This window comes from Corynebacterium hansenii (genome assembly GCF_030408795.1).
In the GTDB taxonomy this organism is placed as follows: domain Bacteria; phylum Actinomycetota; class Actinomycetes; order Mycobacteriales; family Mycobacteriaceae; genus Corynebacterium; species Corynebacterium hansenii.
The window spans coordinates 1,585,930-1,601,518 of sequence record NZ_CP047211.1 but is presented as its reverse complement, the minus strand read 5'-3'; the positions used below and the strand labels follow the sequence as shown (position 1 = coordinate 1,601,518).

The window sequence follows — 15,589 nt, the reverse complement described above, 5'->3', positions numbered from 1 at the left end:
GGAAATCGAGGCTAGAGCTCGGCGCCGTTACTCAACTGCGGAGCTTGATGCTGCGATTCACCGCGAGAATTCAACACCGGCGATTTCGCGCGCCGAATTGCCACGCGAAAGCTGCCTAGTTGAACTTTTCGGGCCCCGATCCTTCAACTTCGGCGGTCTGGTGACCGCTGCCGACCGCGCGAAAACGCCGGTATTGAATAGATGGGCGCTTATCCGCGAATCCAAGCCGGCCCCTCGCCAAAGAACAGCGACGGCCACGCCCTGACCTGGGGAAACGGGACTCCTCGCTATAAGTCCCTGAGAGTGCTTGAGCGGCTGCCGCGCCCGGTGCAGGTGCCGCGGGCCCTTTTACGGCCCTACGGCCGATGCAGTTTTCGCCGGCGTTCCGGGCTCCGCGTGCAGGTGCCCATCACGCGCCACCGGCCGGTGCAGGTGCCGCGGGCGATTAAGCGGCCCTACTTCCGGTCGAAGTCGCTCAATCCCCCGCGCACCATCGCCACGCGCGCGGCATTGGCGATGGCCACGATGTCGATGATCTCCTGCGCCACCGCTCCCATGATCGGCGTGAGCAGGCCGAACACCGCCAGGATCATGCCCAGGATCGACAGGCCCATGCCGCCGATCACCGACTGCAGCGCGATCCGCCGCATCCGCGCGCCGATGTGGAGCAGATCATCGAGCCGCTCGAGCGAAGAGTCCAGCACCACCGCATCCGCGGCCTCGGCGGTGACGTCCGACGTCGCGCCGAACGCCACGCCGGCCGACGCCGCAGTCATCGCCGGCGCGTCATTGATGCCGTCGCCGAGGAACAGCGTCGGCCCCAACTTGGTGCGCTCACGCACGATCTCCAGCTTGCCTTCGGGGCTCACGCCGCCGTGGACTTCCTCGATGCCGACCTGTTCCGCCAGGCGGCGGACCTCGGCCTCTCGGTCGCCGGAGATGATCATCATCTTCCGCACCCCGTGGTGGCGCGGCAGGTGCGCCACGAATTCCGACGCGGACCCCCTCGGCTCATCCCGGAAGGTGACGGTTGCGGCGTAGGCGTCGTCAAGCAGGACGATCGTCTCCATGCCCAGGGCGCGCTCGGGCAGCAGCGGCACCGAACCGGGGTCGATGTCCGCGAGGCCCTTGCGGTTGGTCAGGCGCAGCTCGCGGCCGCCGACGACGCCTACCAGGCCCTGACCGGGTTTTTCCGACACCGACTCCACCGGCGGCAGCTCCAAGCCGCGCGCGTCGGCATCGTCGACGATTGCGGTGGCCAGCGGGTGCTTCGAGTACTTTTCGACGGCCGCCGCGGCCGCCATCACGTCGTCCCGGTCGAGTCCGGGCGCCGTCGACACCTCCGTCACCACCGGCCGGCCGTAGGTCAGCGTGCCGGTCTTGTCGAACATGACGGTCTGCACGCGGCCGACGTCCTCGAGCATCGCGGGGTTCTTGATGATGATGCCCCGCTTCGCGGACAACGAAATCGCGCCGATGATGGCCACCGGCACGCCGATGAGCAGCGGGCACGGCGTTGCGATGACCACGACGGCCAGGAAACGCGTCGGATCGCCCGAAATGATCCAGCCGATGGCGCCGAGCACCAGGGCCACCAGCGTGTACCAGCCGCCCAGGCGATCGGCCATGCGGCGCATCGGCGGCCGGTTCTGTTCCGCCTCGCGCAGCACGCCGACGATTTTCGCGTATCGGGAATCGCCGGCGACCTTATCGGCCCGCACGGTCAGCGCGGTTTCGCCGTTGACCGCGCCGGAAATGACCGCCGAACCCTTCGACTTCTTCACCACGTAGGGCTCGCCCGTCAGGTACGACTCGTCCATGGAGCCGTCGCCGTCGACGACCTCGCCGTCGACCGGGCACAGCTCATGCGGCAGGACCATGAGCAGGTCGCCGACCTCGGCGTCATCGGCGTGGATGTCCTCGACTCCGTCGGCGATGGTCGCGCCGCGCAACCTGTGCGCCACCGAGGGGCTGCGCTTGGCCAGCGCGTCGAGGGTGGCCGAGGCGCGCTTGGACGCCGCCTCCTCCAGCGCCTCGCCGCCGGAGAGCATGAGCACGATGATCGCCGCGACCAGCCACTCCCCCAGCAACACCGCGGAAATGATGGAGACCGCGGCGAGCATGTCCGCGCCGCCGCGGGCCTCGATGGCCCCCTTGATCACGTCGATGGTCAACGGGATGCCGCCGATGACCACCATCACCACCAACGGCCAGTCCGCCGCCCAGCTCTCCAGCCCGACGGCGAACTTCAGCACCAGGTGAATGGCGATGGCCGCCAGCGTGCCCAGCGCCAGCGCCCCGTCCCGCGAGGAAGCGAAACCGCGCAACGCCTGCCCCGCCGTCGGTGATCCGGCCGGGGCGCCGTCGACCGGCGCCAATGTCCCCGATTTTGTGCCCATGTCCCCCATTGTGGACGAAAGAACCGGCCGTGACCAGGAAGTACGGGCTGCCCACCGAGCCGCAACCGTGGCTTACCTCATGGTTCGGCGGGCCGTCGCAAAGCAGGTGCGCGGGCTGCACGGGCCGGAGGGCCGTCGCAAAGCGGGTGCGCGAAGCAGGCGCACGCCCCGGGTGCGCGAAGCACCCGCGCGCAGCCCGCGGGCACGGCACCTACACGTTGAAGTACTTCGCCTCCGGGTGGTAGAGCACGAACGCGTCGGTGGACTGCTCGGGGTGCAGCTGCAGCTCCTCCGACAGCTCCACGCCGATGCGCTCCGGCTGCAGCAGCTCGACCAGGCCGCGGCGCGACTCCAGGTCCGGGCACGAGCCGTAACCGAACGAGTAGCGGGCGCCGCGGTACTTCAGGTCGAAGAAGTCGCGGGTGTCGTCCGAGTCGTCGCTGGCGGCGGTGGTGCCGTCCGAGAACGCCAGCTCCGAACGGATGCGCTGGTGCCAGAACTCCGCCAGCGCCTCGGTCAGCTGCACGCCGATGCCGTGGACCTCCAGGTAATCGCGGTACTCGTTGGCCGCGTAGATCTCGTTGGCGAAGTCCGCGATCGGCTGGCCCATGGTCACCAGCTGGAACGGCATGACGTCGACCTGCCCGGCCTCGATCGCCCGCTCCCGCGAGCGGATGAAGTCCGGGATCGACAGGAAGCGGCCGCGCTGCTGGCGCGGGAACTCGAACGTCACCACCGGCTCGGCGGTCGGGTCCGGCTCCTCGCCGTCGGCCGGCAGGGGCAGGATGTGCACCTTCTCCCCCTCCGACACCGCCGGGAAGTAGCCGTAGACCACGGCCGCGTGCTGGAGGATGTGGTCGGCGCGCAGGCGCTGCAGCCACGCGCGCAGGCGCGGCCGGCCCTCGGACTCGACCAGGTCCTCGTACGACGGGCCGTCCTCGCCGCGGGTGCCGCGCAGGCCCCACTGCCCCATGAACAGGGCGCGCTCGTCGAGCGTGGTCAGGTAATCGTCGAGCGCCACGCCCTTGACGATGCGCGTGCCCCAGAACGGCGGCGTCGCCACCGGCACGTCCTCCGCGACGTCGGAACGCTCCGGCACCTCGATGGCCTCGGCCGCGGCCTTCGCGGCGCGCTCGGCGGCGATGCGCTTCGACCGCTCGTGGCGCTCCTTGCGCTTCGCCTTGGCCTCCGCCGCGGCGATGGCCTCCGGGGAATCGGGCGCCGGGCCGGTGCCGCGCTTGATGGCCATGATCTCGTCCATCAGACGCAGGCCCTCGAACGCGTCGCGGGCGTAGTGGACGTCGCCCTGGTAGATCTCGTCCAGGTCGTTTTCGACGTACGTGCGGGTCAGCGCCGCGCCGCCGAGCAGCACCGGGAAGCGCTCCGCGACGCCGGAGGCGTTGAGCTCCTCCAGGTTGTCCTTCATAACGACGGTCGACTTCACCAGCAGGCCGGACATGCCGATGACGTCGGCTTCCGACTCCTGGGCGGCGGACAGGAAGTTCGCGATCGGCTGCTTGATGCCGATGTTCACCACGTTGTAGCCATTGTTGGACAGGATGATTTCGACCAGGTTCTTGCCGATGTCGTGGACGTCGCCCTTGACCGTGCCGATGACCATCGTGCCCTTCGACCCGGTGGAATCCTCGGCGTCCATGAATCCCTCGAGGTACGCCACGGCGGCCTTCATCGTCTCCGCGGACTGGAGCACGAAGGGCAGCTGCATCTGTCCGGAGCCGAACAGCTCGCCGACGGTCTGCATGCCGCGCAGCAGGTCCTCGTTGACGATCGCCAGCGGGTCCTTCTCCTTCATGCCCTCGTCGAGATCGGTCTCGATCCCGGTGCGCTCGCCGTCGATGATGCGCTGCGCCAGGCGGTCGAACAGCGGCATGGCGGCGAGCTTCTCGGCGCGCGCGTCCTTCGCGTCGGCGGCGGAGACGCCCTCGAACAGCTCCATGAACGTCTGCAGCGGGTCGTAGGAGCCGTCCGGGTGGTCGTCGCCGCGGCGGCGGTCGTAGACCATGTCCAGGGCGACCTCGCGCTGGCGCTCGTCGATGCGGTTCATGGGCAGGATCTTCGAGCTGTGCGCGATCGCCGAGTCCAGGCCGGCCTCGATGCACTCGTTGAGGAACACCGAGTTGAGCACCTGGCGGGCGGCCGGGTTGAGGCCGAAGGAGATGTTCGACAGGCCCAGCGTCGTGTGGACCCGCGGGTGGCGCTTCTTCAGCTCGCGGATCGCCTCGATGGTCTCGATGCCGTCGCGGCGGGTCTCTTCCTGGCCGGTCGAGATGGGGAAGGTCAGGCAGTCGACGATGATGTCCTGTTCGCGCAGCCCCCACGTGCCGGTGATGTCGGCGATGAGGCGCTCGGCGATCTCGACCTTCTTCTCCTTGGTGCGTGCCTGCCCCTCCTCGTCGATGGCCAGGGCGACGACCGTGGCGCCGTGCTCGACGGCGAGCTCCATGATGCGGTGGTAGCGCGACCCGGGGCCGTCGCCGTCCTCGAAGTTCACCGAGTTCAGGGCGCTGCGGCCACCGAGGTGCTCCAAGCCGACGCGCAGCACGTCGGGCTCGGTGGAGTCGAGCATGACCGGCAGGGTCACGGAGGTGGCCACCTGCGACGCCAGGGTGGCCATGTCCTCCCGGCCGTCGCGGCCGACGTAGTCGACGCACAGGTCGATCATGTGGGCGCCGTCGGTGACCTGGCCGCGGGCGATGTTCAGGCACTTCTCCCAGTCGGCGGCGAGCATCGCCTCGCGGAAGGCCTTGGAGCCGTTCGCGTTGGTGCGTTCGCCGACCATGGTGATGCCTGTGTCCTGCGTCAGCGGCATGGTGGAGTACAGCGATGCGACGTCGTCGCCGGGGTTGGGGTCGCGGTCGGCGCGCACGGCGGCGCCGCGGTCGGCCCAGTCGCCGGCGCCGATGACGGCGTCGCGGACCTCGGAGATGTGCTCGGGGGTGGTGCCGCAGCAGCCGCCGACCATGGACAGGCCGTAGTCCTCGACGAATCCGCGCAGCGCGGTGGCCAGCTCGGGGGCGGTCAGCGGGTAGGTCGCGCCGTTCTTGCCCAGCACGGGCAGGCCGGCGTTGGGCATGACGGACACGGGGATCGACGAGTTCTTGGACAGGTAGCGCAGGTGCTCGCTCATCTCGTCCGGGCCGGTGGCGCAGTTCAGGCCGATCATGTCGATGCCCAGCGGCTCGAGCGCGGTCAGCGCCGCGCCGATTTCGGAGCCCATCAGCATGGTGCCGGTGGTTTCGACGGTGACGTGGACGATGATCGGGATGCGCTTGCCCAGCTGCCGCATGGCTTCCTTGACGCCGTTGACGGCGGCGCGGGTCTGCAGCAGGTCCTGGCAGGTCTCGATGAGGAAGACGTCGGCGCCGCCGTCGAGCATGCCCAGGCCGCATTCGACGTAGGCGTCGCGCAGCGTGGCGTAGGGCGCGTGGCCGAGCGACGGCAGTTTGGTGCCGGGGCCGATCGAGCCGGCGACGAAGCGGGGCATGCCGTCGCGGCCGGGGCCCATTTCATCGGCGACGCGGCGGGCGATGGCGGTGCCCTTCTCGGCGAGTTCGCGGATGCGGTCCTCGATGTCGTAGTCCGCCAGGTTCGGCAGGTTGCAGCCGAAGGTGTTGGTTTCGACGAGGTCGGCGCCGGCTTCGAAGTAGCGGCGGTGGATCGTCTCGAGGATGTCCGGGCGGGTGTCGTTGAGGATCTCGTTGCACCCCTCGAGGCCGAGGAAGTCCTCGTCGACGTCGAGATCGAAGGACTGCAGCTGGGTGCCCATCGCGCCGTCGCCGATGAGGACGCGCTCGCGCAGCGCGGTGAGGAACGGGGAATCCACGTGATCGACCATGAGTAGACACCTTAGTCTGTTGTGCCCGTCAACCAGGTCTCGGGTGGTGCCCATGCTTGACGACGGCTCGCCTCACCGCGGTCCGTCGTCGGGCAAAGAAGGTGCCGCGGGCTAGAACTCGCGGTTCGGGAGGTCGTAGTGCTCCTCGTCGAGACCGGCCGCGTGCGCCGCGTTCATGAGCAGCGGGACGAGGGACTCTCGCTCCTCGGTTTCCAGCACCGCGTAGTCGTGCCGTTCGTTGATGGCGTTGAGGTCGGCGGTGACCCGCTCGGTGGCTTCCAGCAGCGCCTCCTGCGACGCCGGCTCGCTCTGGGAGGACAGCGCGTCGAGGGCGTCGAAGTAGCGCTCGGCGGCGTCGCGGACCTCGGTGACCGCGGAAGCGTCGTAGGGCTCGATCCAGTCCGCGCGTTCCCCGTCCGTGAGGTAGGAACCGGTGGCGTAGGACTCGAGGTCGCCGATGATCTCGTCGAGCTGCGGCTGGAAGGTGTCGCGAATCATGCGCCAATCATGCCCGCGCGCCGACGGTTCCGCTCGCCGCGCGATGCGGCGGGGGCACTCGCGCCGGTGCGATCAGAGCTTCACGCCGAGCAGGGCGTCGAGGGCCGCGGCCACATCGGCGCCCGCGCCGGAGAACCGGGTGGCGGTGCCTGAGTCGCCGCTCTCGCCCTCGCGCCCGTCCGAGTCATCGCGGCCCTCGAGCACGCCATCGGCCCACTCGTCGACCGCGGCCAGCGCGCGCGGGGTGTCGAGGTCGTCGGACAGCGCCTCGCGGATCGCGGCGATGACCTGCACGGTCGCATCCTGCGCGGCGCCGGCCCCGGAATCGGCCGACGCCGCAAAAGCCGCCCGGCGCCAGCGCGCCAGCCGCTCGTTCGCCTCGGCGAGCACCTCGTCCGACCAATCCCGGTCGGAGCGGTAGTGGCCCGCGAAGACGCCCAGGCGGATCGCCGAAGGATCGGTGCCGGCGGCGACGAGCTTGGACACGAAGACGAGGTTGCCCAGGGACTTGGACATCTTCACGCCGTCCAGCGCGATCATCCCGGAGTGGACGTAATGGCCGGCCATGCGGGCGCAGCCGGTCGCGGCCTCCGCGTGGGCGGCCGAGAACTCATGGTGCGGGAACGCCAGGTCGCTGCCGCCGCCCTGGATGTCGAAGCCGGTGCCCAGGCGGTTGACGGCGATGGCCGAGCACTCGATGTGCCAGCCCGGGCGGCCCCGGCCGAACGGCGCGTCCCACGCCGGCTCGCCCTCCCGCTCGGCGCGCCACAGCAGCGCGTCCATGGGGTCGCGCTTGCCCGGGCGATCGGGGTCCCCGCCTCGCTCGGCGAAGAGCTCGGCCATGGTCGCCTCGTCGTAGTTGGACTCGTACCCGAACGTCGCCGTGGCGGTGCGGTCGAAGTAGATGTCGGGGTATTCGTCGTCAAGCTGGTACGCCGCGCCGGCCTCCAGCAGGCGGCCGACCATCTCGACCACCTCGCCGACGCTCTCGATCGCGCCGACGTAGTCGCGCGGCGGGATCACCGACAGGTTCTCCATGTCGGAGCGGAACAGGTCGATCTGCGACTGCCCCAGCTCGCGCCAATCCACGCCGTCGCGCTCGGCGCGCTCGAACAGCGGGTCGTCGACGTCGGTGATGTTCTGGACATAGTGGACCTCGTGGCCGTTGTCCAGCAGCACCCGGTGGATCAGGTCGAACGTCAGATACGTCGCCGCGTGCCCCAGGTGCGTGGCGTCGTACGGCGTGATGCCGCAGACGTACATCGTGGCGACCCGCCCCGGGGTCACCGGCTTCGGCTCGCCATCCGCGGTGTCGTGCAACGCCAACGGAACGGCGTCGCCGGGGACGGTCGGAACGGACGGGATGGGCCACGAGTGCATGCCGGAAACCTTACATCGGCTGCATGACGCCGACGCCCAGGAGGATCATCACCAGGATGCCCACCGGGATGCGGTACGCCGCGAACCAGGCGAAGGAGTGGTTGGCCACGAACTTCAGCAGCCACGCGATGGCGGCGTAGCCGATGACGAACGCGATCGCCGTGCCCACCAGCAGCTGGGCGCCGGACGCGGCCTGCCCGGAGGAGGGGGCGAAGGCGTCGGGAAGCGAGAACAGGCCCGACGCCAGCACCGCCGGGATGGCCAGCAGGAAGCTGAAGCGGGTGGCGACCTCGCGGTCGAGGTTCAGGAACAGGCCCGCGGAAATCGTGCCGCCGGAGCGGGAGACGCCGGGGATCAGCGCCAGGCACTGGGCGAAACCCATGATGATCGCGTCGCGCATGGTCAGCTCGTCGTAGGAGCGGTCGCGCCGCGAGAAGCGCTCCGCCGCGATGAACACGAAGGAGAACAGCACCAGCACGGCGGCGGTGATCCACAGGTTGCGCAGGCCCTCGCGGATGAGGTCCTTGCCCAGGTAGCCGATGATCGCGATCGGCAGCGTGCCGACGATGACCATCCAGCCCATGCGGTAGTCGAACCCGCGGGCCTCCTTGTCGAACAGCCCGCGGAACCAGCCGGTGAGGATGGTCCAGATGTCCTTGGCGAAGAACACCAGCACCGCCGCCTCGGTGCCCAGCTGGATCACGGCGGTGAAGGACGCGCCGGCGTCGGCTCCCCAGAACAGCTGCGAGACGATGCGCAGGTGGCCGGAGGAGCTCACGGGCAGGAACTCGGTGAGCCCCTGGACGATCGCCAGGACGATGGTCTGGGCCCACGTCATGTCGGACGTGCCGGCGGCGTCGGCGGCCGCGAGGAAGAGGGGGGAAGAAGTCACGGCGGACAGGCTACTCCCCCGCCGGGCCGATCGGGCAAGCATGCTTTGCGACGCCCGCGCCCGCCCCGTTCGGGGTGCGGGATCGGGTGCGGCCGCCACGTAGACTGGTGGCGTGCGACGACGACTTTTGGGAGCGAGTGGGCTGAGGGTGTCGACCCTCGGGCTGGGCACCGCCACGTGGGGTGCGGGGACGGGCCGGGATGAGGCGGCGAAGATCCTCGGCGACTTCGTCGACGCCGGGGGCACGCTGGTCGACGCCACGCCAGTGACCGGTTCGGGGTCGCCGGAGGACATGCTCGGTTCCGTGCTGCGGCGGCGGGGATTGCGCGGCGAGGTCGTGCTGTCGGCGGCGTCGGGCGTGGACCCCGGCCGGCCCGTGGGGCGCCGCGTGGACTGCTCGCGGCGGGCGCTGCAAGCGGATCTGGATGCGCTGCTGGAACGCCTCGGCGTCGACCACGTGGACATCTGGTCGGCCGGGTACTGGGACGCGTCGACGCCGCCGGAGGAAGTCGCCGACGCGATGGAGTTCGCCGTGCGCTCCGGCCGCGTCCGCTACGCCGGGGTGCGCGGATACACCGGCTGGCAGTTGGCGGTGACGCATGCGGCCGCCGGGCGCATCCGGCCCGTCGTCGCCCAGCACGAGTTCAGCCTCCTGCAGCGCGGACCGGAGCACGAACTGCTGCCCGCCGCCGAGCACCTGGGCGTCGGCTTCATCGCCGGGGCGCCGCTGGCGCAGGGCGTGCTCACCGGCAAGTACCGCGACTCGATCCCGGAGGATTCCCGCGGCGCCTCCGAGCACGCCGACGCCGAGGTGCAGGACTACCTCGACCCCCACGGCGTCACCGTCGTCGGCGCGCTGTGCACCGCGGCCGAGGGCCTGGGCGTGTCTCCCCCGGCGGCGGCCCTGGCCTGGACCCGCGACCGGCCGGGGGTGACGTCGGTGCTCATGGGCGCGCGCACGAGGGCCCAGCTGCGCGAGCTGCTCGCCGCGGACGAGCTGGTGTTGCCTGGCGCCATCTGCGACGCGCTCGACGACGTGTCGTTGTAGCCGAAACCCCGGGTGGTACCGTCGGCAAGCGTGAGCAGCAACTCCCGCATCCGCATGTCCGTTGCCATCGCCGGCATCGCCGCCCTCGCCATCCCGCTGGCGGCGTGCGGTTCCGACACCGAGGGCGAGGTGGTCGAGGGCATGGGCAACGCGACGCCGGCGCCCGCGGCCGGAGCTCCCGCCGCGGATCCGGCCGGCACTGTGGCGAAGCTGGACAAGAACGTCACCGGTGCGCTGGTCCTCGGCGACCGCATCCTGCTGCGCGCCGGGTCGGAGATCCTGTCCGGCACCCCCGACAAGCCCGCCATGAAGGTCAGCGAAGTCGACGCGGCCTGCGGCGACCTCGCCCCCGCCGGCAACGTCGCGGTGCTGCCCTGCCCGGACGGCATCCACGTGCTGGCCGCGGACGGGTCGGCCACCGCGGTCATCGGCCGCGGCACCGCGTATTCCGCGGCGGTCGGGCTTTCCGACGGGCGCATCGTCGGTCACAGGAGCGACTCCGACCGGGTCGACGTCTTCGGCGCCGACGGCGAGCACGCCGACGACTTCCCGGTCTCGCGCCACGGTTCCCAGCTGCTGTCCGTGCCGTCGACCCGCGAATCGGCGGTGCTCCTCGAGGTCAACCGCCCGGAGACCTCGGTCCACGAGATCATCCTCGACGAATCCCGCCGCGGCTCCGGCCTGCGCGCGGGCATCGGCGTCGGCCCCGCCGCGGTGGGCGAGGACGGCACCATCGCGGCCGTCGACGTCAAGGGCGGCCAGCTGCTGATCTACACCGCCGGCGACGTCGTCCGCCTGCACAACTCCACCCCGGTGCCGAAGGGCCCGTGGGCCGTGGCCGTCGATTCCGCGCGGAAGCTCGTGTGGGTGACCTCCACCGTCGACGGCGTGCTGACTGCCTACGACATCTCCTCGGGCACGGCCCTCAAGGCGGCGCAACTGCCGCTCATCGCCGACGCCCAAGCGCTCGCCATCACCCGGGACGGCGGTCTCGTGGCGTATTCGGCGACCGGCGCGGGCGCCCAGCATCTCACGGCCGGCGACGTCGGCAAGGCCCTCGAAGAGGGCAAGGCGGACCTGGATGCCGAGCGCAAGCTGATGAAGCCGCGCGAGCCGGAGAACCGCTTGCCCGCGGGTGCCGGCGACGGCGAGTAATCTCCCGTTTGTCGCCAGTAGATCGAGGGCCCGAGGAGCACCCGTGTCTCATCCCATCCGCACCGCCGCGTACCAGGCTTCCCTGAAGGCGATGTTCCAGCTCCCGCCGGAGCGCATCCACGTGATGATGAACGACTGGCTGGCACGGCTCCAGCGCGCCCCGAAGGTGCGCCGGGCGATCGCGCGGCTGCTCGTCGTCGATGACCCCGTGCTGCGGCAGACCGTGTTCGGCGTCGACTTCCCCCGCCCCTTGGGGCTCGCGGCCGGTTTCGACAAGGCCGCCACCGCCGCCGATTGCTGGGCGGACCTGGGCTTCGGCTACGCCGAGCTGGGCACCGTGACCGCGCAGCCGCAGCCGGGCAACCCGGAGCCGCGGCTGTTCCGGCTGAAGGAGGATCGGGCGATCCTCAACCGGATGGGCTTCAACAACCCCGGCGCCGACATGGTCGCCGCGAATCTGCGCGATCGCCGGGGCGACGGCGTCATCGGCGTGAACCTGGGCAAGACCAAGGTCGTCCCGCTGGACGGCGCCGTCGACGATTACCGCGATTCCGCTCGCAAGCTCGGCGATTTGGCCGACTACGTGGTGGTCAACGTGTCCTCGCCCAACACCCCGGGCCTGCGCGACCTGCAGGCGGTGGAGACCCTGCGGCCGATCCTCGCCGCCGTGCAGGCGGAGACCACGTCTCCGGTGCTGGTCAAGATCGCGCCGGATCTTTCCGACGACGACGTCCTCGCCGTCGCCGACCTCGCCGTCGAGCTGGGGCTGGCGGGCATCGTGGCCACGAACACGACCATCTCGCGCGAGGGATTGAAGACGCCGGCGTCGATCGTGAAGAAGATGGGCGCCGGCGGGGTGTCCGGCGCGCCCGTCGCCGCCCGCGCGCTGGAGGTGCTGCGCCTGCTGCACGGGCACGTCGGAGGGAAGCTGACGCTGATCAGCGTCGGCGGCATCGAGACGCCGGAGCAGGCGTGGGAGCGCATCACCGCCGGCGCCACCCTCCTGCAGGGCTACACCCCGCTGATTTACGGCGGCCCCGATTGGATCCGGGACATCCACCTGGGGCTGGCGACGCAGATCCGGCGCCATGGGCTTGATTCGATCGCGGATGCCATCGGCTCGGGACTGCCCTGGCGAGAAGTGTCCGGCGCCTGAACCACGTGCCGCCCCTGTAGGCGTTTGGCGTCTCCCCCGCCCCGCTCGGCACCAACGCCCCACGCCGACGGGCACCGACGATTCGCCTACGCCTCACTCACGCCTCACTCACGCCTCAAAGCCCTGCCCTCAAACGCAGATGCGCCCGTTGCAGGCATATACACCCGTTGCAACGGGCGCATCTGCATGTAACGGGCGCATCTGTGAGGGATGGGCGTCGCAGCGTCCGCAGCAGACGCACGCACCAGCCGGGAGCCGGCGCATCTGCCTGTAACTGGCGCATCTGTGAGGGGTGGGCGCCGCAGCGGCCGCAGCAGACCGGGCCGGCGGCCTACTCCCCCTTGTTCTCCCACCACGGGGTGATGATCGCCCGCGCAATCGAGTGGAAGTACAGGTTGAAGCCCAGCACGGTCGGCGTGGCGCCTTCGGGCACGTCGAGCTTCTCCACGTCAACCGCGTGCACGGCGTACATGTAGCGGTGCGGCGCGTGGTTGGCCGGCGGGGCGGCGCCGAAGTGGGCGCGCTGGCCAGCGTCGTTGTTCAGCTGGATGGTGCCCTCGGGCAGGTCGGAGCCGTCCTCGGTGCTCGCGCCCTGCTTCAGTCCGGTCACGTCGGCGGGGATGTTGAACGCCGCCCAGTGCCAGAAGCCCGCGGCGGTCGGGGCGTCCGGGTCGTAGCAGGTCACGGCGATGGACTTGGTGCCCTCCGGCAGCCCGGACCAGTTCAGCTCGGGCGAAACGCTCTGCGGGGCGCGGAACTTCTCGTCGAGTGCCTCACCGTCGGCGATGTCCGGCGACGTCAGCTCGAACGTCGGCAGATCCTTCAGCGGGGCGTACGGGTCGGGACCGGGGAAATTCGTCGGTGTGCTCATGGCGTCCAGTGTGCCCAATGGCGTGGGCGCGTGCCATGACGGTGGGCGTCGCAAAGCTTCTTACAACCGTGGGATTTGCCGCCTACCTGCGGATTTGGCGGCCCCCGGGCCGTGGGGTAAATTATCGGGAGTCAGCGCGGGACACCGCGTGAACACCACCTTGTCCGGGTGGCGGAATGGCAGACGCGCTAGCTTGAGGTGCTAGTGTCCTATTAACGGACGTGGGGGTTCAAGTCCCCCTCCGGACACCAGAGCAATACGCGAGGCGGGCCCCGACCGAAATGGTCGGGGCCCGCTTTCGTGTCGGGTCCGCTCCGCGTTTGCTTTGCGACGGTCCATCGTCCCGGCAAGTGACCCCGTCATTCCCGGAACGGCTCGTTTACCGCTGCTTCGGCGGCGGGGACTCGTGGCGGCTGGGCCGCTCCATGTACGTCGGGCCATGGGCGACGAAACCGAAGCGGGCGTAGAGCCCGTGGGCATCCGCCGTATGGAGCATCCACCGGAAATCTGCGGCGTCGGGATTGTTCACCGCGTGGGCGATGAGACCACCGCCCACGCCCCGGCCCCGGTGCTCGGGGAAAACGAAGACGTCGGCGATGTACCCGTAGCTGATGCCGTCCGACGAAATCCTGCCCGCCCCGAGCAACTCCCCGGTATTCGCGTCGTGTGCCGCCAACACCTTCCACGCGGATTCGAACTGCGCCCGGATCTGATCCCGCGAACGCCACCTGCCCCAGTAGACGTCGCGCCGCAGCACATCGAGAACCGAGTCCAGTTCGGCCCCGGACAGCTCGCCGTCGAATCGGATGTCCATCGCTCCCTTTCCGCGCCGTCCTGCGCCGGCACCTACACCAGCGCCGACGTCAGGCGGAACACGCTGTCCAGGTACCGCTGGCCCCACGGCCGCTTCTCCCACTGCTCAGGGGTGAGCACCGACGACACGGCGCGGTACTCGTCGGCGATCTCCACCAGGCGCGGCACGATCGACCCGTTGGTGGCGATCATGGAGATCTCGTAGTTGAGGCCGAACGACCGCATGTCCATGTTGGACGACCCGAACACGGCGATGTCGTCGTCGACGACCATGAACTTCGAATGCAGGATCTTCGGCGCCGGGTAGCGGTAGATGATCACGCCGGCGTCGAGAAGCGCCTGATAATAGGACTGCTGGGCGTGCCCGACCATGAACTGGTCGGACTTCTCGTTGACGTAGAGCTCCACGCGCACCCCCGAGTACGCGGCGGAGGTGATGGCCACGAGCATCGACTCGTCGGGCACGAAGTACGGGCTGACCACGATCAGCCGCTCGGTGGCGGCGTAGATCATGTCGTTGAACACGCGCAGGTTCGGCATGGTGGTGTAACCGGGCCCGGACGGGAGGATCTGCACCAGGTTGCCGCGCTCCGACGAACTGTACGGCGCGCGCTCCAGAACCGGCTGCTCGTCCGGCGGGTCGTATTCCTCGCTGGTCCAGTCGATGGCGAAGACGGCGTCGAGGTGCCGCGCGACGTCGCCGGACACCTCGATCATGGTGTCCACCCACTGCCGGCCGATGCGGTGGTGCTTCTTGCGCTGGTATTCGGGCTCGATCATGTTCAGCGAGCCCATGAACGCGACCTGGCCGTCGATGGTCACGATCTTGCGGTGGTTGCGCAGGTCCAGGCGGCGGAAGGTCAGCTTCACCAGGCTGACGGGCAGCATCGGGTGCCAGGGGATGCCGTTGCGGGCGAGGCGCTTCTTCAGTTTCCGGTAGCCGCGGTACTTGTACGAGCCGATGGGGTCGATGAGCACCTTCACGGCCACTCCCCGCTCGTGGGCGCGCTCGAGCGCCCGCACGAACCGCTCGGTGACCGAGTCGAGGGCGAAGATGTACATCTGCACGTGGACGGTGTTGCGGGCCTGGTCGATGACCTCGATCATCCGGTCGATGGTGGCCTGGTAGTCGGTGTGGATGCCGTGGTCGACGGCGGTGACCGACGGGATGCCGGTGAGCCTGCGCGACAGCCGGATGGTCGTGGCGGAATACCCGTCGAGCCGGACGCCGGCGGGCACGTCGGGCAGGTCCTTGGTTCTTTCGACGATGAGTTCGTTGGCCATCGCCTGGATGCGGTTGCGCCGCCCGGTGATCGTCTGCGAGCCGAGCAGCAGGAACAGCGGCAGACCGATGACGGGCAGCAGCATGATCACCAGGAGCCAGGCGGTCGAAGACGACGGGCTGCGGTTCTCGGGGATGACGCCGATGGCGATGAACTTGATCACGTAATCGACGATGAGGATTGACGCCTGCCACCACGAGATGTCGGTGAAGAAGTTCGTGAGCCAATCCATGCGGGA

Annotated in this window: 11 protein-coding genes and 1 tRNA gene; 4 read left to right on the top strand and 8 right to left on the bottom strand. The window is 69.6% G+C overall.

Annotated elements, in window-relative coordinates:
* Positions 1 to 455 precede the first annotated feature (455 nt).
* The 5 genes from CHAN_RS07060 to CHAN_RS07040 all read right to left on the bottom strand — a co-directional run bounded on the left by CHAN_RS07060 (position 456) and on the right by CHAN_RS07040 (position 8,971).
* Entirely contained in the window at positions 456 to 2,399 is a 1,944-nt protein-coding gene (locus tag CHAN_RS07060) for a heavy metal translocating P-type ATPase (RefSeq protein ID WP_290287943.1), read from the bottom strand.
* Positions 2,400 to 2,610: 211 nt separating this feature from the next.
* On the bottom strand, positions 2,611 to 6,255 hold the full coding sequence (metH, locus tag CHAN_RS07055) for a methionine synthase (protein WP_290287941.1): 3,645 nt from the start codon (positions 6,253 to 6,255) through the stop codon (positions 2,611 to 2,613).
* Between the two features lie 111 nt (positions 6,256 to 6,366).
* Positions 6,367 to 6,753, bottom strand: a complete 387-nt coding sequence (locus CHAN_RS07050; RefSeq protein WP_048743598.1) for a hypothetical protein — start codon at positions 6,751 to 6,753, stop codon at positions 6,367 to 6,369.
* 72 nt (positions 6,754 to 6,825) lie between these two features.
* Complete coding sequence (gene mshC / locus CHAN_RS07045) at positions 6,826 to 8,133, bottom strand: cysteine--1-D-myo-inosityl 2-amino-2-deoxy-alpha-D-glucopyranoside ligase (RefSeq protein ID WP_290287939.1); 1,308 nt, start codon at positions 8,131 to 8,133, stop codon at positions 6,826 to 6,828.
* Positions 8,134 to 8,143: 10 nt separating this feature from the next.
* Positions 8,144 to 8,971: an undecaprenyl-diphosphate phosphatase gene (locus tag CHAN_RS07040; protein WP_290293398.1), complete on the bottom strand. Its 828-nt coding sequence runs from the start codon at positions 8,969 to 8,971 to the stop codon at positions 8,144 to 8,146.
* Positions 8,972 to 9,137: 166 nt separating this feature from the next.
* On the opposite strand from CHAN_RS07040, the gene CHAN_RS07035 reads away from it, so the two are divergent.
* Genes CHAN_RS07035 through CHAN_RS07025 form a run of 3 tightly spaced genes read left to right on the top strand, consistent with a single transcriptional unit; the run spans position 9,138 to position 12,384 of the window.
* Positions 9,138 to 10,073, top strand: a complete 936-nt coding sequence (locus CHAN_RS07035) for an aldo/keto reductase (protein ID WP_048743603.1) — start codon at positions 9,138 to 9,140, stop codon at positions 10,071 to 10,073.
* Between the two features lie 30 nt (positions 10,074 to 10,103).
* Positions 10,104 to 11,228 (top strand): YncE family protein, encoded by a 1,125-nt coding sequence (locus CHAN_RS07030; RefSeq protein ID WP_290287936.1) that lies wholly within the window; start codon positions 10,104 to 10,106, stop codon positions 11,226 to 11,228.
* A 43-nt stretch (positions 11,229 to 11,271) separates the two neighbouring features.
* Positions 11,272 to 12,384, top strand: coding sequence for a quinone-dependent dihydroorotate dehydrogenase (locus CHAN_RS07025; RefSeq protein ID WP_290287935.1), 1,113 nt, complete (start codon positions 11,272 to 11,274; stop codon positions 12,382 to 12,384).
* 331 nt (positions 12,385 to 12,715) lie between these two features.
* Here CHAN_RS07025 and CHAN_RS07020 read toward each other — a convergent pair whose 3' ends face one another.
* Positions 12,716 to 13,255 (bottom strand): YbhB/YbcL family Raf kinase inhibitor-like protein, encoded by a 540-nt coding sequence (locus CHAN_RS07020; protein ID WP_082144556.1) that lies wholly within the window; start codon positions 13,253 to 13,255, stop codon positions 12,716 to 12,718.
* A gap of 162 nt (positions 13,256 to 13,417) precedes the next feature.
* Here CHAN_RS07020 and CHAN_RS07015 point away from each other — a divergent pair.
* A tRNA-Leu gene (locus CHAN_RS07015) sits at positions 13,418 to 13,506 on the top strand.
* A gap of 128 nt (positions 13,507 to 13,634) precedes the next feature.
* Here CHAN_RS07015 and CHAN_RS07010 read toward each other — a convergent pair.
* Positions 13,635 to 14,069, bottom strand: a complete 435-nt coding sequence (locus tag CHAN_RS07010) for a GNAT family N-acetyltransferase (protein ID WP_290287929.1) — start codon at positions 14,067 to 14,069, stop codon at positions 13,635 to 13,637.
* Positions 14,070 to 14,101: 32 nt separating this feature from the next.
* Entirely contained in the window at positions 14,102 to 15,583 is a 1,482-nt protein-coding gene (cls, locus tag CHAN_RS07005) for a cardiolipin synthase (protein ID WP_048743606.1), read from the bottom strand.
* Between the last annotated feature and the right edge of the window lie 6 nt (positions 15,584 to 15,589).